The 25440-nt window shown below is 57.1% G+C and carries 26 protein-coding genes and 1 other RNA gene; 15 read left to right on the plus strand and 12 right to left on the minus strand.

What is annotated here, in order from left to right:
* Positions 1-143: 143 nt before the first annotated feature.
* Positions 144-653, plus strand: a complete 510-nt coding sequence (locus ACZ5AL_RS09040) for a 6-pyruvoyl trahydropterin synthase family protein (protein WP_464510045.1) — start codon at positions 144-146, stop codon at positions 651-653.
* A 5-nt stretch (positions 654-658) separates the two neighbouring features.
* Positions 659-1372: a 7-cyano-7-deazaguanine synthase QueC gene (queC, locus tag ACZ5AL_RS09045; protein WP_464510046.1), complete on the plus strand. Its 714-nt coding sequence runs from the start codon at positions 659-661 to the stop codon at positions 1370-1372.
* 385 nt (positions 1373-1757) lie between these two features.
* Here the strand turns inward: queC and mce are convergent, their stop codons facing one another.
* Complete coding sequence (mce, locus tag ACZ5AL_RS09050) at positions 1758-2900, minus strand: methylmalonyl-CoA epimerase (protein ID WP_464510047.1); 1143 nt, start codon at positions 2898-2900, stop codon at positions 1758-1760.
* Between the two features lie 102 nt (positions 2901-3002).
* Between mce and ACZ5AL_RS09055 the strand changes: the two genes are divergently transcribed.
* Positions 3003-3947, plus strand: a complete 945-nt coding sequence (locus ACZ5AL_RS09055) for a cation diffusion facilitator family transporter (RefSeq protein WP_464510048.1) — start codon at positions 3003-3005, stop codon at positions 3945-3947.
* A 142-nt stretch (positions 3948-4089) separates the two neighbouring features.
* Here the strand turns inward: ACZ5AL_RS09055 and ACZ5AL_RS09060 are convergent, their stop codons facing one another.
* Together ACZ5AL_RS09060 and ACZ5AL_RS09065 are read right to left on the minus strand one after the other, a co-directional pair.
* Positions 4090-4515 (minus strand): OsmC family protein, encoded by a 426-nt coding sequence (locus ACZ5AL_RS09060; RefSeq protein WP_464510049.1) that lies wholly within the window; start codon positions 4513-4515, stop codon positions 4090-4092.
* Between the two features lie 135 nt (positions 4516-4650).
* Positions 4651-5493 (minus strand): mechanosensitive ion channel family protein, encoded by an 843-nt coding sequence (locus tag ACZ5AL_RS09065; protein ID WP_464510050.1) that lies wholly within the window; start codon positions 5491-5493, stop codon positions 4651-4653.
* A gap of 200 nt (positions 5494-5693) precedes the next feature.
* Here ACZ5AL_RS09065 and ACZ5AL_RS09070 point away from each other — a divergent pair, with 200 nt between their 5' ends.
* On the plus strand, positions 5694-6140 hold the full coding sequence (locus ACZ5AL_RS09070) for a hypothetical protein (protein ID WP_464510051.1): 447 nt from the start codon (positions 5694-5696) through the stop codon (positions 6138-6140).
* Between the two features lie 102 nt (positions 6141-6242).
* Here ACZ5AL_RS09070 and ACZ5AL_RS09075 read toward each other — a convergent pair whose 3' ends face one another.
* A complete protein-coding gene (locus tag ACZ5AL_RS09075) occupies positions 6243-6869 on the minus strand; it encodes a hypothetical protein (protein ID WP_464510052.1) in 627 nt (208 codons plus the stop codon).
* A gap of 160 nt (positions 6870-7029) precedes the next feature.
* Between ACZ5AL_RS09075 and ACZ5AL_RS09080 the strand changes: the two genes are divergently transcribed.
* Positions 7030-7773, plus strand: a complete 744-nt coding sequence (locus ACZ5AL_RS09080; protein WP_464510053.1) for an SDR family oxidoreductase — start codon at positions 7030-7032, stop codon at positions 7771-7773.
* Between the two features lie 1314 nt (positions 7774-9087).
* Here ACZ5AL_RS09080 and ACZ5AL_RS09085 read toward each other — a convergent pair.
* The gene (locus tag ACZ5AL_RS09085) at positions 9088-9753 is read right to left on the minus strand and encodes a fumarylacetoacetate hydrolase family protein (protein ID WP_464510054.1); all 666 of its coding nucleotides are present in this window, start codon (positions 9751-9753) and stop codon (positions 9088-9090) included.
* Between the two features lie 124 nt (positions 9754-9877).
* On the opposite strand from ACZ5AL_RS09085, the gene rplU reads away from it, so the two are divergent.
* The 5 genes from rplU to ACZ5AL_RS09110 all read left to right on the plus strand — a co-directional run bounded on the left by rplU (position 9878) and on the right by ACZ5AL_RS09110 (position 14265).
* On the plus strand, positions 9878-10198 hold the full coding sequence (gene rplU, locus ACZ5AL_RS09090) for a 50S ribosomal protein L21 (RefSeq protein ID WP_464510055.1): 321 nt from the start codon (positions 9878-9880) through the stop codon (positions 10196-10198).
* 70 nt (positions 10199-10268) lie between these two features.
* A complete protein-coding gene (gene rpmA / locus ACZ5AL_RS09095) occupies positions 10269-10529 on the plus strand; it encodes a 50S ribosomal protein L27 (protein WP_464510056.1) in 261 nt (86 codons plus the stop codon).
* Positions 10530-10645: 116 nt separating this feature from the next.
* On the plus strand, positions 10646-11905 hold the full coding sequence (locus tag ACZ5AL_RS09100; protein ID WP_464510057.1) for an aminotransferase class V-fold PLP-dependent enzyme: 1260 nt from the start codon (positions 10646-10648) through the stop codon (positions 11903-11905).
* Between the two features lie 753 nt (positions 11906-12658).
* A complete protein-coding gene (locus ACZ5AL_RS09105; protein WP_464510058.1) occupies positions 12659-13627 on the plus strand; it encodes a hypothetical protein in 969 nt (322 codons plus the stop codon).
* A complete protein-coding gene (locus ACZ5AL_RS09110) occupies positions 13624-14265 on the plus strand; it encodes a hypothetical protein (RefSeq protein ID WP_464510059.1) in 642 nt (213 codons plus the stop codon). Before ACZ5AL_RS09105 ends, ACZ5AL_RS09110 begins: the two co-directional genes overlap by 4 nt.
* A gap of 134 nt (positions 14266-14399) precedes the next feature.
* Here ACZ5AL_RS09110 and ACZ5AL_RS09115 read toward each other — a convergent pair whose 3' ends face one another.
* Positions 14400-15491, minus strand: coding sequence for a type III polyketide synthase (locus tag ACZ5AL_RS09115; protein ID WP_464510060.1), 1092 nt, complete (start codon positions 15489-15491; stop codon positions 14400-14402).
* A 4-nt stretch (positions 15492-15495) separates the two neighbouring features.
* Positions 15496-16377, minus strand: coding sequence for a nucleoside triphosphate pyrophosphohydrolase (gene mazG / locus ACZ5AL_RS09120; protein WP_464510061.1), 882 nt, complete (start codon positions 16375-16377; stop codon positions 15496-15498).
* Positions 16378-16573: 196 nt separating this feature from the next.
* Here mazG and ACZ5AL_RS09125 point away from each other — a divergent pair, with 196 nt between their 5' ends.
* The 4 genes from ACZ5AL_RS09125 (at position 16574) to yihA (ending at position 19263) form a co-directional block, all read left to right on the plus strand.
* A complete protein-coding gene (locus tag ACZ5AL_RS09125) occupies positions 16574-16957 on the plus strand; it encodes a MerC domain-containing protein (RefSeq protein WP_464510062.1) in 384 nt (127 codons plus the stop codon).
* A 133-nt stretch (positions 16958-17090) separates the two neighbouring features.
* Positions 17091-17460, plus strand: a transfer-messenger RNA (tmRNA) gene (ssrA, locus tag ACZ5AL_RS09130).
* A 250-nt stretch (positions 17461-17710) separates the two neighbouring features.
* Positions 17711-18580 carry a succinate--CoA ligase subunit alpha gene (gene sucD / locus ACZ5AL_RS09135; RefSeq protein WP_464510063.1) on the plus strand — a complete coding sequence of 290 codons (870 nt, stop codon included), beginning with the start codon at positions 17711-17713 and terminating at the stop codon, positions 18578-18580.
* Between the two features lie 98 nt (positions 18581-18678).
* Positions 18679-19263: a ribosome biogenesis GTP-binding protein YihA/YsxC gene (yihA, locus tag ACZ5AL_RS09140; RefSeq protein ID WP_464510064.1), complete on the plus strand. Its 585-nt coding sequence runs from the start codon at positions 18679-18681 to the stop codon at positions 19261-19263.
* 392 nt (positions 19264-19655) lie between these two features.
* Here yihA and ACZ5AL_RS09145 read toward each other — a convergent pair whose 3' ends face one another.
* Positions 19656-21629: an ABC transporter ATP-binding protein gene (locus ACZ5AL_RS09145; protein ID WP_464510065.1), complete on the minus strand. Its 1974-nt coding sequence runs from the start codon at positions 21627-21629 to the stop codon at positions 19656-19658.
* A gap of 133 nt (positions 21630-21762) precedes the next feature.
* Entirely contained in the window at positions 21763-22707 is a 945-nt protein-coding gene (locus ACZ5AL_RS09150) for a ribonuclease Z (RefSeq protein ID WP_464510066.1), read from the minus strand.
* 1043 nt (positions 22708-23750) lie between these two features.
* Here ACZ5AL_RS09150 and ACZ5AL_RS09155 point away from each other — a divergent pair.
* Complete coding sequence (locus tag ACZ5AL_RS09155; RefSeq protein ID WP_464510067.1) at positions 23751-24179, plus strand: phage integrase N-terminal SAM-like domain-containing protein; 429 nt, start codon at positions 23751-23753, stop codon at positions 24177-24179.
* A 136-nt stretch (positions 24180-24315) separates the two neighbouring features.
* Here ACZ5AL_RS09155 and ACZ5AL_RS09160 read toward each other — a convergent pair whose 3' ends face one another.
* Genes ACZ5AL_RS09160 through ACZ5AL_RS09170 form a run of 3 tightly spaced genes read right to left on the minus strand, consistent with a single transcriptional unit; the run spans position 24316 to position 25387 of the window.
* Entirely contained in the window at positions 24316-24654 is a 339-nt protein-coding gene (locus ACZ5AL_RS09160) for a DUF1499 domain-containing protein (protein WP_464510068.1), read from the minus strand.
* A 56-nt stretch (positions 24655-24710) separates the two neighbouring features.
* Complete coding sequence (locus tag ACZ5AL_RS09165) at positions 24711-25112, minus strand: cytochrome c maturation protein CcmE domain-containing protein (RefSeq protein WP_464510069.1); 402 nt, start codon at positions 25110-25112, stop codon at positions 24711-24713.
* A gap of 23 nt (positions 25113-25135) precedes the next feature.
* Positions 25136-25387: a CcmD family protein gene (locus ACZ5AL_RS09170; protein ID WP_464510070.1), complete on the minus strand. Its 252-nt coding sequence runs from the start codon at positions 25385-25387 to the stop codon at positions 25136-25138.
* Positions 25388-25440: the final 53 nt, after the last annotated feature.

The following is a 25440-nucleotide window of genomic DNA, read 5'->3' on the forward strand; positions in this document are numbered from 1 at the left end:
ATCTAAATGCACAGGGAAGTTCCACCCGAGAAACCAAGGTCCTGTAAAGGCAACTGTGGACGCAACCGTTCCGGAACCTGCAGCCCGCACCGATTCGTAACGGAACCCCCGCCCATGCGTGGGGCTCGCGTACTTTGTCCCTGATGCCTGTTGCTACAATGACGGTAGCCAAACGATTCCGCTGGGAGGCCGCCCACCGCCTGGCCGACCATCCAAGCCTGTGCCGCAACCTGCACGGGCACTCGTACACCTGCTGGATCGAGCTGGAGGGATCCACCGGCCCCTCGGCTATGCTGGTAGACTTTCAGGATCTGAAGCGCGTGGTGGCCCCGCTCATCGATGCCTGGGATCACTGCACGTACGTCCACCGCGCTGACACCGACCTGCGGCAGGCGCTCGCTACGCTGGGGGTGAAGCACTATCTGCTCGATGGCCCCAGCACCACCGAGTATCTGGCGGATTATGTGGCGCACTACCTGGGCACCCACGGGTATGCCATGCTGCGCGAGCACGGCGTAACCGATCTGCAGGTGCGCGTGCAAGAAACCGAAACCTGCTACGCCGTCACCCAAACACCGATTTCAGCGTGTGCAGAAGCGCAGGCGCCCCGCATTGACGACGCCCTCGTTCATCCCGAACCTGCTGCCGCCTAACCGCTATGGACCCCGATCTGTATCCCCCTCACACGCCTGCCGACCAGGCCCTTGTCCTCTTCTCGGGCGGACAAGACTCGACCACCTGCCTGTTCTGGGCACTCCATCACTTCGACACCGTGCAGGCCGTTGGCTTTTCGTACGGACAAACGCACGCGGTGGAGCTGGAGCAGGCGCAGACCATTGCCCAGGACGCGGAGGTTCGCTTTGATGTGGTTTCGCTCGATGACTCCCTCACTGGGTCTGCACTCACGGGCGATGGCGAGGACATGGATGCGCCCCACGACCACGATGCCGACCTGCCGGCTTCGTTTGTGCCCGGACGCAACGCGCTCTTTTTGAGCACTGCAGCCAGCATGGCCTACACACGAGGCATCCACGACATTGTGGGTGGCATGTGCCAAACCGACTACTCTGGCTATCCGGATTGCCGACGCACGTTTATCGACAGCATGCAGACGAGTCTGTCACTGGCGCTGGATGCCGATGTGCGTATCCACACGCCCCTTATGTATCAGACCAAGGCCGAAACCTGGAAGCTGGCGTATGACTTGGGCGTGCTCGACACGGTACGCCGCAAGTCGCATACCGATTACTACGGCAACCGCGAGCAGTGGAACGAGTGGGGCTACGGAGCGCTGGATAACGCCGCTTCGCGCCTGCGGGCCCAGGGCTATCAAGAAGCCAAAGAAAAAGGGTGGCTGGGAGAGACGCCTTAACATCACTTCGTTGTCTCTCGTGGCGAGGCACCACAGGCATGACCGTACGGCCTCTCCGCGTCGCCACGCCTGCCGAGACGCTCTAGCGTCCGTCCAAAAAACCTGTCATGGTGAGCGCCCTGACCGCAGGGAAGAAGTGCTTTTAGAGTGCACGCGACGGGCCCAGCCCGGAGCACGTCGAACCATCTCCGCGACGCTCAGCAGGCTCTGATCGATCGGCCCTGCCCAGTTCGGGGGAGATCTTTATTCGCTTCGCTCATCAGTCGCTACGCTCGTGTCAGGACTCCACGTCTCCTAGACGGAGCCGCTCCGCTCAAGATGACATCCATTAAAGTGGGGGCGTTGCAACCCGAAGATTGACCTGTCACAGAGCACTACCCGATACCTATCCGATAAACGTCCGTAGGTGCTGGGCCAGCAGGTCAGCACGCTGATGCTGCAAGGCGTGGCGCGTGCCCGGCACAATGGCGAGGCGGCTATTGGGCAACGCATTGTGAAGCGTGAGTGCTGCCTGCAACGGAAACAGATCATCTGCATCCGCCATGCTGACAAGCACCGGGTGGTTGATCGTTTGCATCTGACGACGCAGACGCAGTGCAGCCCCCGGTAGCTTCCGGATAAACCGGCGCAGCGCCGCCGATAGCGCCTCCCAGTCGCCATGTAATCCGTTCATCGATGTTTGACGCGCATCGGCACGTTCCAGACGACGCTCCATAGCCGACACCGTGTCGGTTTTCCAGTCGATGTGCGCCCCGTGCACCATCAGACGGTCGATACGATCGGGCGCCTTACGAGCCAAATGCAAGGCCATGTTGCCGCCCATCGAAAAGCCAAACACATGGGCCTGATCTACGCTGCAGGCGTCCAACACTGCGCGAGCGTTCGCTGCAAACAGATCGGCAGTCAGATCCTGCGCGGCCGCCACATTGGCAGAGGCCCCGTGTCCGGTAAAGTCAAGAGCCACCACATGCAGGTAGGGCTCCAGGTGAGGCACCAGCGCAGCGGTTTCGGTCGCCGTAGCCCCCGCCGCACCATGCAGCAAAAGCACCGTAGGCCGCGACGGATCGCCCCACGTGTAGTACGCCACCGGTCCGGCCTCGGTAGACACATGCGTGGGCGGCGGACACGTGAACGCAGTGCTGCAACACTCGATCAGCACGCCATGCGTTTCTTTGGGATGCAGAAAGAAAATCTGCTTTTGGTCGGCCCCTTCTAGAGGCGCATCCGACAGGAGCGTAAATCCAGCTTCTTGGAGTCGGTCAAACGCCTCGTGGATGTCGGGCACCTCAAACGCCAGATGATGCACCCCCTCTCCGCGTTGCTCCAGAAACCGATGCACCGGCGAGGTGTCATCGAGTGCCTCCAGCAGCTCTATCTTGGTGTTCTCCAGCGCTAAGAAGTGTGTGGTAACCCCCTGATCAGAAACGGTTTCAGACTTGTAGTCAAGAGTTTGGAGGACCGTATTGTAAAGTTTGCGGACGGGCTTGGCATTCTTTGTTGCAATGCCAACATGTTCTAGACGGAGCATAACGGGCAGCTTTTGGTGAAGGACGCGCATTGCAATGAACATCGAAGCAGGCTGCTCGTCAAGGGTACTCCTGTGCATATATCACAAGATTTTGCCCCGGCTATGAGCAATGTTGCGCAGCGCGCCCGCCGCCGGGCGATGATCTGGAGCCTTTCGGTCGCGGTGCTCATGCTGGTGGGCAAGGGCGGAGCCGCCTGGCTCACGGGCAGTGCGGCGATCTTCTCAGATGCCCTCGAATCAGCCATTCATCTGGTGGCCACCGGGTTTGCTGGGTTCAGTCTGTGGTATGCTGCTACGCCTCCAGATCAGGGCCACCCGTACGGGCATGGCAAAATTGCGTATTTCGCGGCGGCCTTCGAAGGGGTGCTCATCGCCGCCGCAGCGCTTGTCATCGGATGGGTGGCCATCGAGGATCTGATTCGGGGGCCATCGCTTCAGCAGTTGGATGTGGGACTGCTCATCATTGGCGGACTCACTATGGTGAATGCCGTGCTGGGGTGGTATCTGGTACGCACAGGTCGTCGGTACAACAGCCTGGTGCTCATTTCTAACGGTAAGCATGTGCTTACCGACATGTGGACCAGCATCGGCGTGCTGGTGGGAGTTGGGCTCGTATGGCTCACCGATATTGTCTGGCTGGATCCGGTGGCTGCGCTGGTGGTGGCAGCCAACATCTTGTGGACCGCCGGAGGGCTGCTCCGTAAGTCACTGGGCGGCCTCATGGATCAGGCCGATCATGACACCTCGCGCCGCGTGCTGCGGGTGCTTGACCAAGCCGTTGTGAGCGGCCTCATCGTTGACTATCACCAGGTGCGCCATCGTCGCAGCGACGATCAGTTGTGGATTGAGTACCACTTGATGTTCCCAGGCGACATGTCAGTCCGAGAAGCGCACAAACGCTCGCACGATGTGGAAGACATGCTGCACGACACGTTTGCAAACGACAAAGTGCGCGTAACGGCGCATCTAGAGCCGCGCCACCACGCTGATGCGCATCCGCCCGACCACGCCGAGCCCCGCGACCCACTCTACGAATTGTCGCGGTGAGAGAAATGCTCACCATCACGTCAAACGGGCTACCCTCCATGTGGAGCGTAGCCCGTTGGTGTGTATCGACTCAGCGGCTCTTGTAGAAAACGGGGATGTTCTCTACAATGCCAATGCGTGAAGCGTATGGTCGCTGGCTTGTTTAGGCCAGGGCGGCGTCGAGTTTAATGGTTACGCCCGCAAGCGCCTTAGACACGGGGCAACCGGCTTTGGCTTTTTGCGCATACTCGACGAACGTATCCTCGTCAATCCCCGGCACCTTGCCGCGTGTGGTAAGCGTGATCGTCGTAATGGCCGGGTCGCCATCCACCATGTCCAGGTCCACATCGGCAGTGGTGGTTACATCGTCGGGCGTGTGGCCATCCTCGGCGAGTATGTTTGAGAGCGCCATCGAGAAACAGCTGGCGTGGGCGGCTCCAATTAGCTCTTCGGGACTGGTGTCGTCACTGCCTTCGAAACGAGACACAAAGGAGTACGGCCCTTCAATGGAGCCGGTGGCTCCAACAAATGTGCCCGATCCGTTTTGGAGGTCGCCTTTCCAGGTGGCATCTGCAGAATGGGTAGGCATATAGGGTATAGGGGACAGAATGAATAGTACGATGTGTTAGGGGTAGCCACACACCTGCAGGTGGGGCGCTCCGTTCCACATCCAACGCAACAGATGCGTTACAGGCGCCCCAGCATGCAAGCAGCAACGGGGCGGCTATGCAGCCACCTCGCCATTCGCATCCACCCGATCCATGTGCACATCCATTTGTGGGAAGGGGATGCCAATTTCGGCTGCATCGAGCTCATACTTCACCGCGCGGGTCAGGTCGTCGCGCACACGGGCCAGGTCGGCAAAGCCTTCGGGGCGGATCCACAGGCGTACCTCCCAATCGATGGAGGAATCGCCCAATCCCATGAGCATCACCTGTACGCCACGCTCTTCGATGCGCTCGTCGATGCGCTCGGCGGCCCGCTTGAGCACGGTGCGTGCCTGATCGATGTCTGCCGGGTAGTCGGTACCGACTTCGCACGTAATGCGCAGCTCGTCGTTGAAAAGTACGTTGCGAATGCTGGAGCCAAACACATCGCCATTGGGGATGATGACGAGTTGGTTATCCATTGTGTTGATGCGCGTGTAGAAGAGCTGGATGTCGCGCACCCGTCCGCGTTCGCCTGCTACTTCAATGACATCGCCCGCATCGAAGGGGCGGAAGACGAGAAGCATGACCCCGGCGGCAAAGTTTGCGAGCGTGCCTTGCAGCGCCAGACCTACAGCAAATCCAGCAGCGGCCAGAATGGCAATGAAGCTGGCTACTTCAACGCCAACGGTATTCAATGCTGCTAGAATACCCAGCACCAAGATGACATAGTAGACCAGGTTGCCAGCAAAGCGCGCCAGCATTTGGTCGTACTTGGGTTTGTCGAGCATCGCACGGATGTTATCGCGGAACCATCCGGCAATGAACTTAGCCACCACGAATACCACCACACCCACAAGGATGTTGACGGAGTATTCGATGAGGAGGGCAAGGTCTAAATCATTCGCAAACTCAGGCATAAGGCACGGGTAATAGTACAAGATACATTGAGATCGTGTATTAATGTACAAACCTCGACTCGACAATCAACCCACGTTGTATGGAGGTTCAACTTTGTAACGGGCTCGTCTGAATTGCTCGGGGATCGGTACCCCTTCACGAAACGGACCCGCAGGGCACGGGTGTATGCGGTGCAATCTTATCACCATTTAGTGCTGCCATGGATACTCACCCTGGATTTCTGCGAGACGCATTGGTACGCCCCGACCGGGCCAACGACTTAGAAGAGATGGTTCGGTCGCTCTTCGCACGGCGCCATCTGCGCACGCTGGGGAATAGTCAGGAAAAGATGTGGATGGTTGCCGAGTTCGTCCAGCGCATGCGTGGTTGGAGTGTAGCGTTTCAAGGGCTGAGTACCAAGATGGAGGGGCCAATTCCGTTCGGACTCGGGCATTGCACGATCAAAGACGGACGCCTGGTGGCGGTGGCGAATCCCATCCCCATGCATCATCCTGAGGCGTTCGCACGCGTGGTAAGCGAGTTCGTGCAGCCTGGCGCACTGTGCGGCGTGCAGGCAACCGATTCGTCTGCGGCCTACGGCTGGCGCCTTACCGCTGTCGATGCTATTGAGCCGCTGGAAGACGATAAGGTGGCTACGTTGTCGTAGCAGAGAAGCTGCATCTCTTCGCGTGCGGATGACCCTGCTCATATTGGGGGCTCGACGTTAGCAAGGCCGGTTGCCATCCAACCATTGAACTGTGACTGTACATTAAGCCCACCGATTTAGCAAGGCAGTGATGGCATCGGACCGCATGTATCCGGTGTCTGGCTTGCCAGTGGGGGGAAGCAGCGCAATGGTGTGCGTATGCACGTCGTCATTGGGGTGATGCCGGTGCAGTCGCACGCCCACGGCGTCGTCTCCATGCGCTACAAGGATGGTGCGCGTGTGCGGGCGGCGCGGAAACGGTTCACTCTGAGGAAGATGCTTAAACTGTGCGTCTAGAACGTCAGTGAGCGCCTCGCGGGTTGTCGTATCGAGCGCCACAAAGGCGTGCAGTTCCACATCCCGCCCAAACTGCACCTGTACCTGACTCAGGTGCGGTGAGAAGGGCCGCCACTCCAGGTCAAGATCGCCATGCCCATGCGTATGATCCTGGATCGCGGTGCGGAGTTCTGAAAAATCCGCGTGCAGTGCTCGTTTTGCAGATGTATATCCGTGGGAAGCTTGCATCCCGCCTTGCATGCTGGCCGGCTGCTGCTCAGTTGCTATTTCAGCGGCGGTGGTGCGCATCCACTTCTGCACAGCGGGCACACGAGAGAGGGCTTCATTTGTATCCGAAATAGAAACAGAAAGATGCTCGGTTAGGACCTCAGACCAGGCGGGGGTGTCAGACATATATAACAGCGTGTTTATGGGAGGCAGCATGGGGGATGTCTTTGGGTTGCACGAACCGCCTTGTAGGCCGTTTCCGGTGTTGTGCAACAACGTTACGATCCTTAGCACGGATCGCCGATATATTGCACCGGTCTATACTCTTCAATGCAACCGTTTCAACATGACTGACCTGACTGACACTGTAGTTGTGATTACTGGCGCCTCTAGCGGGATTGGTGAAGAAACCGCGCGCTTGCTGGCCTCGAAAGGGGCCCGCGTGGTACTGGCCGCTCGCCGCGAAGAACGCCTGACAGCCCTGCGCGACGAAATCGAATCTGGTGGCGGCACCGCGCTGGTCGTGCCGACCGACGTAACCGATCGGGATGCGGTAGAGCATCTCATCAATACAGCTCATGAGACCTATGGCCGCCTCGATGTGCTGGTCAACAATGCGGGCATCATGCCGCTTTCGATGATGGCTAAGACCCACGAAGCAGAGTGGGAGCAGATGGTGGATGTAAACATCAAGGGGGTGTTACATGGCGTGGGGGCAGCCCTTCCGATCATGATTGAACAGGGCCACGGCCATGTGGTGAACATCTCTTCGGTAGCTGGGCGCCGCGTCTTTCCGGGCGGTGCGGTGTACTGTGGTACGAAGTTTTTCGTGCGGGCACTGTCTGAAGGGATGCGCAACGAACTCTCGAACCAGCACAACATTCGCGTGACGAGTATTGAGCCGGGCGCGGTAGCTACCGAACTGCCCAACACCATCACCGATCAGGATGTGCTGGATAGTTTCGAGGGAATGGAAATGGAACCGCTCGAATCCATCGACATTGCCGAGTCGATCCACTATGCCATTACTGCCCCGAACCGGGTGAATGTTGAGGAGGTGCTGGTTATGCCCCGCGAGCAGGCGATGTAGATCCGCGCGTTCCGCCCTTAAGGAGCCTAGTCCTTGCACATAACTTTTTCGGTAGCGGTAAGGCATTAAGTGATTGACATGTGGTTTACATCATCGCAACACGCTCAAACCCCCTCTGTCTTCGAGCTTCGCCGCAGGCGTGATCCTGTGGACATCTCCCCCTTGGCTAAGGGGGAGAAACCCGTAGGGAGAGGGGGTTCGAACAAGACAAAACTGCGGTCTCCAACCACCTTATCATTTAGCGTCTATCCACTACCACTTTTTCTTCGCTATGTTGTTTATTTAACGTTGGTTTCCTCCACCGCCTGTTCAATGAGAGACTGTTGGATCCTACAATTGGATCCTACAAAAAGAACCCATCTGGGCGTCTTCTCGGGGGAATAGTCGGGGGAATAGTCGGGGGAATAGTCGGGGGAATGGATCCTGAATCAAGTTCAGGATGACGTGTCGGGGGGACGGTGCTGGGAGACGAAAGCTCCCTTTCAACCCAAATGCCTCCCTGCCGAACGTCATCCAGATCCTAAATCGAGTTCAGGACAGGCAAGCGAGCCTGCGAGCGCGATCCAGGATCCAGAAAAGGCATCGGCCGCACGAGGTCCCGCGGGCGCCGTCCCTCGTTCTGGCCAATACGTTGATGATCCCGTCAACAACAGTCAACAACAAGTCCAGATTGCAACCCGTGATCAACGATTATCACCATCTCGAGTTGTGTGCATAGACTAGCCCTAAGAAGCGGAGGACCGTGCCAACCTCTGTGTCCCCCCTCCAAAAAGCCTGTCATGATGAGCGCATCCGAACCATCTCCGCGAGGTTCAGCGGCTACTGGTGATTCAACGGTCCTTCCCAATTCGAGGGAGATCCTGGCTCTGCGGCGCTGGGAGCGCCTTGGCCGGGATGACTATGCGTGTTGGCAACTCATGCTCTCCCCTAACTTTCAGGTGTGACAGAGTAGTAAGTAGAGACAGGCATGAAGTTGGGGTTTTGTGCGTTTCAAATCGGTATCATGTGCGCCCCGACGTTGTTAATACACGCTCTCATTCGTACGGTGCTGCGTTTCGCATAAGTGCTTAATATATGTGATTTGGCAGAATCCCTCTCCCTAAACCCCCCTCCTCTGAGGGGGACTTGATGAACGCCTTCCACGGTTCCTTCCTCCTCGGGGAGGAAGGGTAGGATGGAGGGGAAACCAACCGGCAATCCCCAAAACCATTGTTGAGGTCACTTAGAACCATTCCAGAACGCCTGGACAACTGTAGCATTCAGACAGGCAAACCTCAATGTCACCGTTGAATGCACTCAGTGCACAACCCCCACTCATCCACCAGACGCATTCTCCACGGTTACATGCAAGGCAGGCCCCGCCGAGAACGTCGCCTCCAGCACATCGCCGTGAGCAACGGGACCCACGCCCTCTGGCGTACCCGTGTAGATCAGATCGCCCGGTTCTAGGGTGAAGACCGACGAACAGTACGCAATCAGATCCGCCACGGAAAAGATCATATGCTCGGTAGAGCCGTGCTGGCGCGTCTCGCCGTTGACTGATACGCCAAGCGTAAGCTGCTGTGGATCGCCAACCTCCGAGGCCGGCATGATGGGCCCAAGCGGCGCAAACGTGTCGAATCCTTTTGCCACCGACCACGGATGCCGCCGGGCCTTCGCTGCCGACTGAATGTCGCGCGCTGTCATATCGAGCCCCACTGCATATCCCGCTACATGATCAAGCGCATCCGAAGCGTTGATGTGTCGCCCTCCCATGCCAATAAGCACCACCAGCTCCACCTCATGATGCACCTCGCTCGACGCAGCAGGAATCTCAACCGTGCCCCCGCTGCCCACAAGCGCCGTAGACGGCTTCAGAAAAACCATTGGCGTATCCGGCACATCGCTATCCATCTCCGCGGCATGCTTGGCGTAATTGCGCCCGATGCACAGCAGCTTGCCCGGCGAAAAGGTCTGATCGTCAACAGTGAGCTTCATCATAAAACCGAATCTGTAAGGGAGGAATAGGCGAAACTTTGCGCGAGCGTGCCCGTGGGCAGAGTCTGAACAAAATTATTCACTCTCGCGATGGTACTCAATCCACCGCTCCAAAGCAGAGATCCCTATGTACGCGATTGTTGACGTGAAAGACAAACAATTCAAGGTGCGCGCCAACGACACGGTCTACGTGCCGTATCATTCGGAGGCCGAAGCTGACGACACCCTCACCTTCGACCGAGTGCTCTTGCTCTCCGATGGCGAAGGCGATGTACAGCTTGGCAGCCCCACCGTAAACGGCGCCACCGTAGACGCCACCGTGCTCGACCAGGTTAAAGGCGACAAAGTCATCGTCTTCAAAAAGAAACGACGCAAGCGCTACCGCGTGAAACGAGGGCATCGTCAGCAATACACCAAAATAAAAATCGACGCAGTGAATGCTGCGTAAGTGGCGCGGCTTCGTCCTGCAACGCCCTGCGCCCCCACCACTCGCTTGTAGCACAACAACAGGAGGCATCATGGCTCACAAGAAAGGAATGGGTTCGACCAAAAACGGTCGCGACTCCAACCCCAAATATCTCGGCGTAAAAGCGTACGGCGGCGAATTCGTCAAAGCCGGAAGCATCATCGTCCGGCAGCGCGGCACCAAGTTTCACCCCGGCCAAAACGTAGGCCGCGGAGGCGATGACACGCTCTTCGCCAAAGAAACCGGCACCGTACAGTTTGCCCGCAGCCGGGGCAACCGCCGCTACGTACACGTGGTCGCCGACGAGGCGTAACCCCTGTACGCACAATCTAATACACGAAAGCTCTCCGCTGCTCCGGAGGGCTTTTCGTGGTTTAGAGGGATACGCCACATCTTCTATGCTCCTCAGCTTCAGCCTACCACGCCCCCATGAGTGCCCCCTCAACCGTCGCATCGTTGCGTGACCAATTTGCCCAGCCCGACCCCGAGGCGGCCATTGAACTGCGCGCCTTCACGCACGGACTCATGCCCCGCCGCGTCCCCGACATGCTCCAGCGCTTTGCCGAAGACTGGCGTACGCGGGGTGTCGATGCGTGGAACGATGTGCCCAACCACTGGGAGCCCACCACCAGCCCAGATGAATCCGTCGGGTGGTGGACGCTTCCGCTGTATCTCGGCGATGCCTTTATCGCTCCACTTCTGGGCGCTCCCCATGGCACCTGCGTGATGCAGCCTCATGTGCACTGGACCATGCAATGCCTGCTCTCAGCCCCCGAAATCATCGAGCGCGGAGACGAGGTGGTGTACATGGACAGCGCCTTCCCCTCGGTAAAACACAGCGTGCAACGGTGGCATGCCCTGAACGGACTCGCCCCAGCGGTGGTCGATCGCCCCGAATCCGGGCATGTGGATGTGGCGCGGGTCATTCATCGCATCGGGCCAGACACCGCGCTCGTGGTGCTCAGCCACGTCGGATTCACCACCGGGCAGCGCCTCCCCGATGCCGACCTGCAGGCCGTTGCCAAGGCCGCTCACGCACACAACGCACTCTTCGTAATCGATGGCTACCACAGCGCCTGCACCTTTCCCATCGATGTGGGCGAGATAGGGGCCGATGTGTACATGGGCGGGCTTCTGAAAGAAGGATGTGGCTCTTCGGGAAACGGATTTGTCTATTTGCGAAACGATGTGCCGCTCACGCCCCGGCTCACAGGCTGGTTTGGAAATGCAGACCCCTTCGCCTTCCACGACACACCGGCCCCGCACCCCGACGTACGCCGCCGCTTCCTGGGCGGTACCACTGCGATTGCCCCGCTCTACCATGCGGTAGAGGGGGTGCGTTTGCTGTTGGACGTGGGCCTCGATGCGGTGCACGCACACATCCAGCAGATGACCGATATCGTGTGGGAGCGTGCTGAAACCGCGCCGTTTGCCATACGCTCCCCACGGGATCCAGCCGAACGCAGTGCCCTTTTGGTGCTGGAGGTGCCCCACGCCCACCACCTGTGCGAATATCTGAAAACAAAACACATCTACACCGACAGCCGCCAGGATCAATTCCTGCGCATGGCCCCCTTTGTGTGGAATACCAACGACGAAATAGAGCGAGCCCTCGATGCACTGGTCGAGGTCCTGAACACCGGCGCCCATCTCGATTATGAACCCGACACCCGGGGTCCGGTGACATGAGGAGAACACCTGCAACCGACGCGGAGGGGCTATAGGTCATGCCGCTGGTACATCGCCACGAGAAACAGGATGTTGTCGCGTCCGCCCGTCATCCCGTATCTCAATTCATAAATACCTCCAAGGTAACCCCCATGATGAAGATAGAGTTAATATGCTTGAGGTATTTGCAATGGGAAGTGATGGTTGATATAGTTTTTGTGCTCGCAAACTTAAAACAATAAAGTTTTTTTGTCATGACTTTTAAAGCTCTCTCTCTCTAGCCTTATTCATGGGGTTATTTTTCTCCGTTAGTGACGGGCCTGACATTGGTGATGAGCCCGAAAAAGCTAGTGAAGAAAAGGTCATCCTTGTGGATGTAGACAACCTTGACTCTGTCATCGGAACAAATTTATTTAGCGAGCCAACGTCGGCTATGTGCTCAAACACAGCCTGTGGTGCTGGTGCTTCTTGCATGTTTTGGTTAGACTTTGATTGCATGTATCTTCCCGAAGGAGAAAGTTTTAGATGTTGGGAGTCAGGTTGTGACTGGTAAATAATAAGCAGTAGCCTTTTTGAGTACGGACTGACCTGACACCAGACCAATCATGTCTTTTGTGGTGTCAGGTGGTCTCTCACACATCACACGTGCCAATCTCAATTATCTTCATGGTCTGCCCACGCCCAAATAGATATGTCTGGCTTGCTCTTTTGTGTATTGTAGCAGTAGCCAGTTCTACACTCTCTTCTCAGCTTGCTACTTCCTACGATTGGATCATGGAGGAGCACGAATCCACCATCGTAATTGGCGATGAGGAGGATCCTGAAGATCGATTCTTTGGCGACCTGGCCGATGTGCTGGTTCATGACGAGCAGATCTATACGTTAGACCGTGACAAATACCAACTCGCTGTTGATGCCATGACAGGCGAACGCGTCTATGAGAGCGGGACCCGCGGACAAGGGCCCGGCGAGTTTATGTCTCCGTCTCGTCTCTTCACAACGCCAGAGGGGCACGTGGGCGTACTGGAGGGATACGGTCGGCAGTCATTTTTCACGACTCTGGCTCACTCCGCAAACAACTTTGGCTTCGACCATACCGAAGGCCTCATTTCCGAACGCGAGCCTACGGACATCTGTTTTTCAGGGGAAACGGTTTACGCGTACGTAAGCCCACAGCGTAACGCTGATGACGAAGAAACAGACCATGTTCTTCTTCGCAAGGACCCTCCGTACGACGTCCACGACTATTTCGGGCGACTGCCCAGCAACTTAGATGATTTTGAGCCTAAGTTCCATCCTTTCATGACGGCGGGTCACCTTCACTGCATGGAAGACAACCGCATAATTGCAGTCCATGCGTACTCAAACGAAGTGGACATCTATAAGGACGGAGCCCTTCAACACACCGTTTCAATTCTCGGCATGAAGCCAATGGACGTTACCGTAGAGACGTTTGATGGCCGTCCATGGGTTGGGTCTAAACCGAACGATTCGCACTATCCTGCGAGCACGGTTTCGCTCGAAAATGATGATGTACTTGTTCAGTACGCATACCGCCCCGCCAACTGGAACCCTCACGGTGAGCATTCACCCATTACGTATGACACGTATGTGCTTAACGTAGAAAATGGCACAATAACTTCTTTAGGAACAACCGACCGCGTGTTTTACGCCATCGGCTCCAATGGCTACGTAGCACAAAAGACCGATCCCTTTCCAACCATCCACATTGTAGACCGATGATGCATAACGCCCTTTCGTTTCTCTTTGTAAGTATTTTGCTCCTTGGAGGCAGTGCTCTTCAAGCCAACGACACGCCCGCTACACCGTCAGCGTTGGCTAAAGCCGACACAACAGATGAGCGTACTCCTGTGGGTCTTGAACACCGCGATCGGCTTCCCTCTGAGGACGACCAGGTGCGTCCGGAGTATGTACTGACATATGTGTCTGCAAGCTGGTGTATCGTAGCACAAAGGGATCGCCATGACACCATCCGGGCGTTTATTGACGAGCACCGTGAAAAAGCCAAATCACAGGACCGAGTATTCGTTACCCGTGGTGTAGCCCTTGACTCGGATCCGGAAGAAGGTTTTTCTTACTTGCAATCGATTACCGATTTCCACGAGGTTTCAAGTGGACAACACTGGCTCAACCAGGAGGCTTTACGCTTTATCTGGGGGGATAACGATCTAAATATAGAACCCGGGATACCTATTTTCGTCATTCAGGAGAGGGATATCGTTTCAGACGTCGTTTCAGACGGTCCAACGCCTGAAAGTTCCTCGGCGGTTGGTGATCCAAGAACCTTGCGCGTTGAAGAGGACACTATCGTAGATGTGTACTGGGGGCTGGATGAGATCGAAGCTGCACTGGAGGAGTAGTCTCATGCCAAATCCGGTTGTATGGTTCGCGGACTCGCTCTCTTCCGAAGCACCGGATTTACTTCGTCAGTCGGCCTCGTGTGGGAATGGACGTTTCTCTCGTTCACACCTCCACACATCTACACCCACATCCTTCACCCGCCCCACTTCCACAGCGCGCCTTCAATCGTGAGTCCCGGACCGAAGGCCATTGCTACGCCATGGGTGCCGGTTTGCGGGCCCTGCTCCAGCATGCGCTTCAGAACGAACAAAATGGTGGGCGAGCTCATGTTTCCGTAGGTGCGCAAGACCTCCAGCGAGTCGTGGACATCCGCATCCGACAGCCCTAAGACCTCCTGCGCCTTATCCACAATGGCGCGTCCGCCGGGGTGGATGGCCCAGAAGTCGATGGTGGCTTCGTTGGGCACGAGTGTATCTACGTAGCCGGGCAGGTGGTCGGCAATGACGCGGGGCACGCGTGAGGAGAGCCCCATCTGGAAACCCGTGTCGCCGATGTCCCATGTCATGTGATCCATCGAGTCGTTGTCCATCGTGGTGTGCGAGTCAACGTATTCAAGCGCGCCGGTGGATACGGTGTTGCGTTGCGAGACGATGGCCGCGGCGCATCCATCGGCGAAGAGCGCGTTCACGACTGCAGTTTCGAGCGCATCGTTTACCTGGAAGTGGAGCGTACACAGCTCGGCACACACAATGAGCACGCGCGCATCGGGCTGCGACTGGCAGAAGCTATGAGCTACGCGCAGGGCGTTGAACGCCGCGTAGCAGCCCATGAATCCGATAAACGTGCGCTGTGTGGTAGGCGGTAGCCCAAGTTCTTTTACGAGATGAATGTCGAATCCCGGCGCAAAAAAGCCGGTGCAGCTTACGCCGATGACGTGGGTGATGTCGGCGGCGTCGGTATCGGATTGTGCGAGGGCCTGCCGGGCGGCGCGCTGCGTGAGCGGCAGAATCGCCTCGCGGTACTTATCATTGCGATCGGACGTAGAGGGCGCGGGTTCGAGCGACCACGTAGGCGGGAAGAACGTGAAGTCATCCGGGTCGTCTTTCGCAAAGTCGGCAATGACCGAGTGCCGCTGGTCGATGGCGGTGCCCCGGTAGATGGCCGGAATGCGAGCACGCAGTCGCTCGGGCAGCGATGTGATGCGCTGCATGAAGGCAGCGGCCTGGGGCTGCGGCTCGCGCGTGGGGGGCGTAGCAGTGGCAATGGTGTCGAGCACCGTAGGCATAGCATTACGTATCAAGTGGAGGAGCAGAGGCGAAGCGCTGCTTGGCTTCGTCCCAGAGCGCATCGGCGTCTTCAAGCGAGATGTCGTCCCACGATTGATCAGATTCATGGAGACGTGCTTCGATGTACTGAAAGCGCTCCTGGAAGCGGGCGTTCGTGCCACGCAGTGCGTTTTCCGGGTTTATCCCAACTTGTCGGCCATAGTTTACCAGTGCGAAAAGCAAATCCCCAAACTCCTGTGCCCGGGCCTCGGCATCATCAGACGCGTCGGCCTCCCGAAACTCGGCTAGTTCCTCTTCGACTTTGGCCCAGGTGGTTGCTGCATCCGGAAAGTCAAAGCCTACCCCTGCGGCTTTCTCCTGCATGCGGAAGGCGCGCAAGAGCGATGGGAGTTGGGCGGGCACGCCGTCGAGCGCAGACTTGAGCGACTCGCTCGCCGTTCCATTGTCAGACTCCTGCTGCTTGATACGCTCCCAGTTGGCCAGTACTGCATCGGGATCGTCGGTGTCCATATCCCCAAACACATGCGGATGCCGCCGGACCAGTTTGTCAATCTCGGCGTCGATCACATCTTTGACGGTAAACTGCCCCGCTTCTTCGGCGATCGTACTGTGGAACAGCACATGCAGCAGCACATCGCCCAGCTCGTTCTGGAGCTCGGTTGGGTCGCCCGACTCGATGGCCTCAACGACTTCGTAGGATTCTTCGATAAGCAGATGTTTTACAGATACATGCGTCTGCTCCCGATCCCACGGGCACTCCTGGCGTAATTGCCGCACGATAGAGGCCAGGTCGGCATAACGCTGGATGTGTGAATTCGGCTCGCGGTACACATCGTCGTAAACAGGCGATTCTGTCGGAGAAGAAGGGTCAGTGTCAGCAGACATACAACACAGCGATTGGCGAAAATAATGGATCATCTGTTGTACCGGTTGAGACACAGGCAGTTGCTTTTGTCCAAAGGCTCTGGTGTGGTTGTGCAAAATACGCACTGTGAAAACATGGGAAACGTGCAAACAAGTTGATAAGGGCCTCATACACCATACACACAAAAATACACACAACACGCTCATCCTCTCAACTATGGGAACCTCTTGCTCACAGTGTGCTCCGGAAGAGGCGTCAGTGTCTCCGTTTTGGGACCGTCTCGGCATAGGACTTTCCACGGTATGTCTTATCCATTGTCTCTCCTTGCCGGTGCTGGCGTCTGGCATTGCGGTCTGGGCGGCCATTGACTTGCACTTTTGGCTTGCGCTGCTCATTGTGCCTGTTGCGTTAGGCATTGGGTGGCACGCCCACCGCACGCACCGTCATCGTTGGGTGGGTCCCCTATTGCTTGGTGGATGTGTATTGCTCGTTGGTGCCCTCGTGCTTGAACCGATTGTAGGCCACACCATCGAAACGGGTATCGCCGCTGTAGGAGGACTGCTACTCATTACCGGACACTGGTTAAACATCCGCAGTTGATTGCTGCAGATGGGGCTGCAAGGAGATGAATAAGCATTACCAGGGAACAACCTCAACGCGTAAAGCTATCATGCTAATCCCGACAGCCAAAGATGTCTATCTGTACGGCTGAACGGGACGTTCTTTCACTTATGGGGATGACACGGCTTCGACGGGTGGTAAACGCGCGGCGGGCTGTCCTTCCGAGCTCCCTAATATGCTCGTTAATCTCGTTAGGAACTTGTAAATGCGGACGATTACACGTACGCGATGGCGGCGTAAAGCCCCATCTGTCTCCTGTAGGTTTGTCTGTCGACTTGCCTGAGACATCATATTAGGCAGAATAGTCGCTCGATATACCGGCTGCATATCGATCGGCGAAACTTGATCAGCCTTGGCCCTTCCTTGGCCTGGTGGACCGGCCCCAGGGTAGGTGCGACAGCCTAAAATAGATCCACTATGAAGGTAGAGGCTCGACACGAGCGGCCATTCGGACCCGGGTTCGACTCCCGGCATCTCCACTTTTTGCGCGTATGCTTTTGTGCATATTCGCACTCGTTTTATGTACGCTCCCTGCAGACACATGTCTGTAGGGAGCTTTTTTGTTGGCGATTGTGCTGATTTGCTTGTATTCTCATTTCGATTTTGGACAGTTCTTCGTGTGCATCGGTGGCCTTTCCCGCTGCGCTCCGTTAGCCTATGCATGGTTGTGCTGGCAATTATTTGGGCGCACGCACCCGCTCCGCAATCTCCCATTCAACCCCCCGAACAGGAATGAGCATTCTCGTAGACGCTGACACTCGCTTGGTTGTTCAAGGCTTTACCGGGCAAGAAGGCACGTTCCACGCCGAACAAATGATCGATTACGGCACCCAGGTTGTTGCAGGGGTCACCCCTGGCAAAGGGGGCCAAACCCATCTGGATCGTCCCGTCTTTAACACGGTAGCTGAAGCTGTTGAACAGGAGGGCGCAAACACCTCCATTATTTTCGTACCGCCCCCCTTCGCCGCCGATGCCATTCAAGAGTCTGTAGAAGCAGGCATTGAGGTGATCATTTGTATCACCGAAGGCATTCCCGTGAAAGACATGAAAAGCACATATCATTATGTGCAAAAGCATGACGCTCATCTTATTGGGCCAAACTGCCCAGGCGTCATTACGCCGGAACAAGCTAAAGTGGGCATTATGCCGGCTATGATTTTTGAGCCGGGCTCTATTGGCGTGATTTCACGGTCGGGCACACTCACGTATGAGGCGGTAGACCAGCTTACACGGGCTGGATATGGCCAAAGCACCGCTGTTGGCATTGGCGGCGACCCGGTCATCGGCACGCGGTTTATTGACGCTCTGAAGATGTTTGAGGCCGACGATGATACCGAAGCGGTCGTCCTCATCGGCGAAATCGGCGGAAGCGATGAAGAAGAGGCCGCCGAATACATTCAGTCGAACATGAGCAAGCCTGTGTTTGGCTTCATTGCCGGACGCACAGCGCCTCCTGGACGTCGCATGGGCCATGCCGGGGCCATTGTATCGGGCGGATCTGGAACCGCCGAGGCCAAGTTTGAAGCGCTTGAAGCTGCCGGGGCCGTAACGGTGAAAAACCCTGCTCTCATCGGCGAGACGGTCAAAGAGCATCTTGGATAGTTCCGTCATCCACAATTTGTGGTTGTCGCCCCGTATGGCTGTCCTGTCATACGGGGCGTTTGTATATCGCTGCCCTTCGTATATCACTGGCCCCTGTCATGAAAGTAAAGCACGCCGAATTTGTAAAAGGAGCCGTGTCGTGGGACGATCTGCCGCGTGATGGCCGCCCGGAAGTGGTCTTTTTAGGCCGGTCTAATGTGGGCAAAAGCACGATGCTAAACGCTCTGACGAACCGAAAACGTCTTGCGCGCACCAGTAAACGTCCGGGCAAAACCCAGGAATACAATATCTATCGCATCAACCGGTCGCAGTACTGGATCGACATGCCAGGCTATGGCTTTGCGAAGGTACCCAAGCAAAAACGGGTACGGTGGGCGGAGTTCATTGCCCGCTACGTGCAAGAGCGTGCGCCGCTGAAAGCGATCGTTCATTTGATGGATAGCCGCCATCCGCTCACCGATCTCGACCGCGAGCTCATTGATATGATTCGGGGCGGGGCGGCCCCGTTGCTTGTGGTGCTCACTAAGTCCGACAAACTGTCGGGCAACGAGCGTCGCCGTCGCAAGGGCGAGGTGGAGGAGCAACTGGAAGAGGTTGGGCTGCACGTTCCGGTTATGCTCCTCTCCGCCGAGAAGGGAACCAACATCAACGAACTGCGACGCTGGATTGGTACGCTCACGTAGTGGGTGCATTGCAAGCACACGGGGAATGCCAAGCCAGTTGTGCATCGCGATGAGGATGCAAGTAGTGCTGTGTCACCTGGAGGCGTCACAGCACGCACGTGTTTAGCGACGTGCCCCAGATCGCCGGGGACGCAAGCGGTCCCCGGCTATGGATTTTGCTCACACCGAGCCGTTCTGTAGCCCGGGATCAGGAGCAAAGCGGATATCCCGGGCGGCCATTCTAACACGCTAAACACGTACCACAGCACGCTGTGACGGTACAAGGGCTGTACACCTTCCGTACGTCGGGGGCCTACCCTCACCGTTTTTTGATCGAGGTGTGACAGTAGGAAGGCTCGTCTTCAAGACCGGAGACGATCACCTTATCACTTAGCGCCTCTCCAATACCCGACTTACGACGGATGCACTTGTTCGGCCTCTTGCTCGCGGTACTGCATTTCATAAAGACGGCGGTACAGTCCGTCGAGGCCAAGCAATTCGTCGTGCGTGCCCTGCTCGCGCAGTTCGCCCTTGTGCATCACCAGAATCTGGTCGGCATCGCGAATCGTAGACAGACGGTGCGCAATGGCGATCGTAGTTCGGTCTTCGGTAATGGCCTCTAGCGCGTTTTGGATCAGCGCTTCGGTCTCTGTATCCACGCTGGAGGTCGCTTCATCGAGCACCATCACATCGGGGGTGTACAAGAGGGCGCGCACGAACGCGAGCAGCTGACGCTGTCCATGCGAGAGCGAGGCCCCGCGTTCTTTCACCTCTTGGTCGAGGCCATTCGGCAGTTGATCGATGAAACGGTCGGCCTGCACCAATCGGATGGCCTCGCGGATGGCGTCGTCCGAGATGTCGTCGTTCCCAAGCGTGAGATTCTCTCGCACGGTGCCTGAGAACAAGAACACATCCTGCAGCACCATGCCAATATGGCGCCGCAGGTCGTACAATCGAAGGTCGCGAATATCAACTCCATCCAACAAAATACGCCCATGCTGGATGTCGTAAAAGCGCAGCAGTACGTTCATCACGGTCGACTTGCCGGCTCCGGTGGCTCCCACAATGGCCGCGGTGTCGCCGGGCTCCACGGTAAACGAAATGTCGCGCAGGATCCACTCCACGTCGTCTACCGATTCGGGATGTTCAATCTGCTCCTGGTCCTCGTACGTGAACCAGACGTTTTCAAAGGTGATGCGGCCTTCCACGCGGTCGAGCGTTTTGGGCGAATCGGTTTCTTTTAGGGCTTTGTCATGGTCGAGCAGTCCGAAGATGCGCTCGGCCCCGGCCATGGCGCGCTGCAGGGTGTTGTATTGATCGGAGAGCTGCCGGATGGGCTCAAAGAACTGGCGGGCATACTGGATGAACGCGATGAGCACACCCAGCGTGAGAGCGTCTGTCATGGCCCCCAGGCCGCCAAACCAGAGCACGGCGCCCACGGCCACATCCGCAATAATTTGCACGGCGGGCCAGAAGATCGCAAAGTAGAATATGGTCTGGATGTGGGCGGTGCGGTGGTCATCGTTGATGTCGCGGAAGCGGCGCATCTCTTCGCTCTCGCGGTTAAAGAGCTGCACGATGCTCATGCCGGTTACGTGCTCCTGAATAAACGTATTCAGGCGAGAGATTTGCTTGCGTGTTTCGCGGTAGTGCGTGCGCACGTGCTTCCGAAACCAGAAGGTAACCCACACCATGAGTGGCATCACCGTAAGCGTTACGATAGCCAGGGTGGGATCTAGCGCAAACATGAAGTACATGATGAAGACCAGGCGGAACAGGTCGCCCAGGATCACAACTACGCCTGAAGAGAGCACATCGCTAAGCGCCTCCACATCGCTGGTAGACCGCGTGATGAGCCGTCCTACCGGGGTGTGGTCGAAGAAGGTGAGAGGCTGGTTCAGGATGAAGTCAAAGACATCGGTCCGCAGGTCGTAAATGGCCCGCTGGCCAATCCATTGCGTCATGTAGTTTTTTACAAACGCAAAGAAGCCCTCACTAAAAAGCGCAACCAGCAGAAACAGCACAATGGCTTGAAGACCGGTTACGCCCCAACTACCGAGTGCTTCGGCCTGCGCAATGAGCCATCCTTGAATGCCACTGCCGCTGCCCGTTCCGCCATCGACGATGTACTCATCAATCGCGATCTGAATAAGCATGGGTCGCAGCGGACCCAGCATGGCAGCCAACAGCGTAATGCCCAGCGCCAGCACAACCCATCCAGCGTACGGTTTCAGATACTGCGCGATGCGCTTGACCAGACGGCTATCCATCTGGTGGTAGCGGCTCTCGTCGCGCTTTGGCTTGGTGCGGGCTTCGCCCCCTTCCTCGCCCGGCTCCGACGAGCGGTCTGCGCCATTCGATGTTGAATTGGTATCGTCTGAGGCCACAGGCCAGGGGCTTCGATCTAAGGCAGAACAATCAACGACTACGTGTTACAACGCACGCAGCGTAACCTCAACTTGCATGCCCCACAACGGGTTGCGCGCCTTGATGTGAAACACACTCACAATCACACTGCTGTTACGGGTTGGCGGATGCTGTGGCTCGAATTGGATATGCATGGCCTTCTCGGGCTCCTTCTGTATGGGGATGGATACGCCGTGCTTCGGCTTCGAGCGGCGCCCAGTCGGCATATCGGGCGCTAAGGTGCCCCATCAGCAGCCGGTCGGCTCCCGCGTCATGAGCGACCTGAGCGGCCTGTGCTGCAGTGCTATGGCCGGTTTCTGCCGCCCGGTCGGCATGCTCCTGGCCGAATGTCGCGTCATGATACACCAGATGGGCGCGGTGGGCCAACGCGCGAGCACCCGGTCCCGGCCGCGTATCAGTTACGTAGGCGCATGCTGCACCAGGACGAGGCGGTCCCATCACGTCGCTCGGATGCACGGTTGTGCCCTGATCGGTCGTTACCGAGGTGCCCCGCTGTAATCGTCCATAGTCAGGGGGATGTGTAACGCCAAGCTCGCGCGCCCGCTCCACGTCAAACCGGCCTGCACGCGTGTACGATTGCCAGCGGTATCCGATCGTGGGCACCCGGTGATGCAATGCACGGGCAGCCAGCCATCCGGTGCGGCCCTGCCATACGGTGGTGCATGCGGCGGGAGGCTCAATTTCTCGGATTTCGAATGGAAACGGAAGGGTTTCTGGATGCACACCGGGCGTAACCTGCAGCCAATCCGAGAGCCCAGGCGGGGCAATGCATAAGAGGGGTTGCTGACGGTTTTGCAATGCCATGGATGAAAGAAGCCCGGGCAGTCCGTAGCAATGGTCGCCGTGCAGATGCGTGATGGCAATCACATCAATGCCTGCAACCGACGCCCCATCGACGCTTCGGATCTGATACTGCGTGCCTTCACCACAGTCGAAAAGCAGATGGTGGCCCCGGTGTGTTAACAGCGCTGCCGAGAGATGGCGACCGTGTACGGGCAATGCGGAAGCAGTCCCCAATGGTGTAAATGTAGCGGGCATAGTGTTCTATCACAGGTCAATCTTCGGGTTGCAACACCCCCGTTTGATGTTGTCATCTTGAGCGGAGCGGCTCCGCCTAGGAGACGCGGAGTCCTGACACGAGCGAAGCGACTGACGAACGCAGTGAGTAAAGATCTCCCACGAGCTGGGCAGGGCCGTTGGTTTGCCAGTAGCTGCTGAGCGCCGAGGAGATGTTTCGACGCGCTTCGGGCCCTGGGGGCCCTTCGCTTGCTCAACATGACAGAACATTTGGTTTGAAATGCTTCAACGCGAGTCCACTCCATACCATAACATTCAGATGTGACACACCACTAATGCTCTGTCACAGGTCCATCTTCGGGTAACACATGTATCCTCTAACGTACCGAGAATAGCTCACACCCTTGTCATTGCGAGCGTAGCGACGCAATCTCATGCTATCAGACCGGATACAGCCGCCCAATCAACGGCATGAGATCGCACCCCAGGAGTACTCGTTCGCTAGCGCTCACAGCGCCGCGTTAGTCGCAGGGCTCTCTCCTCGCGATGACAATGTTGGCCCCTAACTTTCAGGTGTGACAGAGTAATAGTGTTCTGTCACAGGTCAATGTGTGGGTTGTGCGGCGTCAGTAATCCAGCTACGTTGTCAGGGGAGATCCCGGCTCTGCGGCGCTGGGGCGCCTTGGCCGGGATGACTAGAAGCGTTGATAGCTCAGGCTGTACCCTAAGATTCAGGTGTGACACAGTAATAGCCGAATGGTTGAAGCAGAACAGGGGTACGGTTGGCGTCTACACGCAGTGCGATATACGAAGGGGGTGGAAGGTGAGCAGTTTCCAATGCATTGTCATGTTCAAGCAAGCTCGCGTGCTACTGCGTTCGCAGAGACGCATCCGTGCGCCAAATCTTCCCCCACATACACGCTAAACACGCCGAACAACTCGCTCAAAAAAGGATGCTGGCTCCGGTGCGGCGTGCGTATGTTTGAATCAGGACGTCAGCGCTGTACTACATCGCTGTACTACATCGCTGTACGGTTTCGTATTGACAAACGCCCTGATCTGATATGACGCCCTCTGACGCTGGATCCGAATCGCGCATCGCTCGTGCGTTACGTGCCGTTACTGCAACGATGCACCATCATGACACGCTCATGGAGCAATCGCGTACGCTGTACCGACGTCAGCAGCATCCGCTGCACAAGGAGCCCCGCGTGATGCATTGGATTGACCGGTACCTACGTTTCTATGACTCAAAGCCGTTGTATCATCTGGATGCTAGACATGCTACCGTCTTCCTGTCGTTTGTGGTGACCGAAGCCACGCAAGACGAGGCCGAGGGCGCGCTTCGCTTTTTCCACGAAACGGTGCTGCTTCGCCCGCTGCCCAAAACGCTCGACTATCGGGTGGGGCGTTCTCCACTGCCCGCTCCGCCGGATTCCGCACCGATACCAACAAACCGCACGCTGTGGCCTTCGACACAGGAGGAGGAGTAGTGCGCTGTCGCAGGTCAGCCTTTGAGTAACGCATGTGCTCCCTAACGTACCGGGAAAAAGGCACACCTTTGTCATTGCGAGCGCAGCGACGCAATCTCATGCTATCAGGCCGGATGCAGCCGCCCAATCAACAGCACTAGAAATGGCGAGCCAGGTATCGGAAGAAGCGCTGTACACGGCGGGCATTGACCCCCAGGTCACTGTACCCCACTCGGCTGGCACTGCGTACATGAAGGGTACCGCCGCCTTGCTCAGTAGGACGAACGGCAATGTGTACGTCGTCTTTGAACACAAATGCGACGCGATAGACCGCATGTGCAGCGTGGTCGTCGCGATCGGTCGTCATCTCAACTGGACTCAGGTCAGATAACGCAGCTAGCGCAGCCTGATAGAGACGATCGGGCGCGGCCTCAAAGGTGCGAGAGGTGCGCTCGCAATTGGGGGTGTCGGGGCATGGGGGAACGGGGGTAGACATACGGCGCAGGGAGGACGGAAACCAAGGAAGGGGACATGCTACGTCAGGCAATGCCCTTACGGCATATTGGCCGCGGCCTCCTGTTCCAAGGCCCGTTCGTCGTTGTACTTGGAGGGGCACTTCACCAAGATATGATCAGCGATGAATGCGTCATCGCCAGGATAGCCTTCAATAACGAGTTGCTCGGCCTCCTCAAAGTTGCCCGGTTTAGGATCGTTGTACTGCACCTGGCGCACCGTGCCGCTTTCGTCCTTCATATAGAAGGTGAATACGTTTCGCTCCACATCGTAATTTGTGGGACGATCTTCGACCCAGTCACCCACGACATGGGCTTTGCTGCCGCTGGCTTCAGCCTCGGCAAATCCCATATAGCCGCCAACCTGACCGCCAAAGTTGAGAAACAGGACAGTTCCGAAGCCCAACATGAGCACGAAACCAATAATTCGTTTTGGACGCATGGAAATACGGGGGTTACGAAAGGTTATACGTCATTTGAGTTTTTTTGCTCAAGCCGCTGTTCCAAGGTGTCAATCTTGCGGTCGGTACGGTAGATGTAGACCATGATGCCGACCCACACGATAAGTAGCACAACAACCGCCACGTAGATTTTTCCATCCACTGCCATGACTTGCTCAAGCGCATCTGGTTCTGCAGTGGGCATGGATTCTTGTTGCGCCCATGCGGTATCGGCAGCGGTGGTGTCTGCAGTAGCATCGAATGAATGAATCGTCATGAACGCAACAATCCAGCAGAAAAGGAACAGGTTGGTGGAAAAGCAATAACGCG

The organism is Natronotalea proteinilytica, from assembly GCF_055379935.1.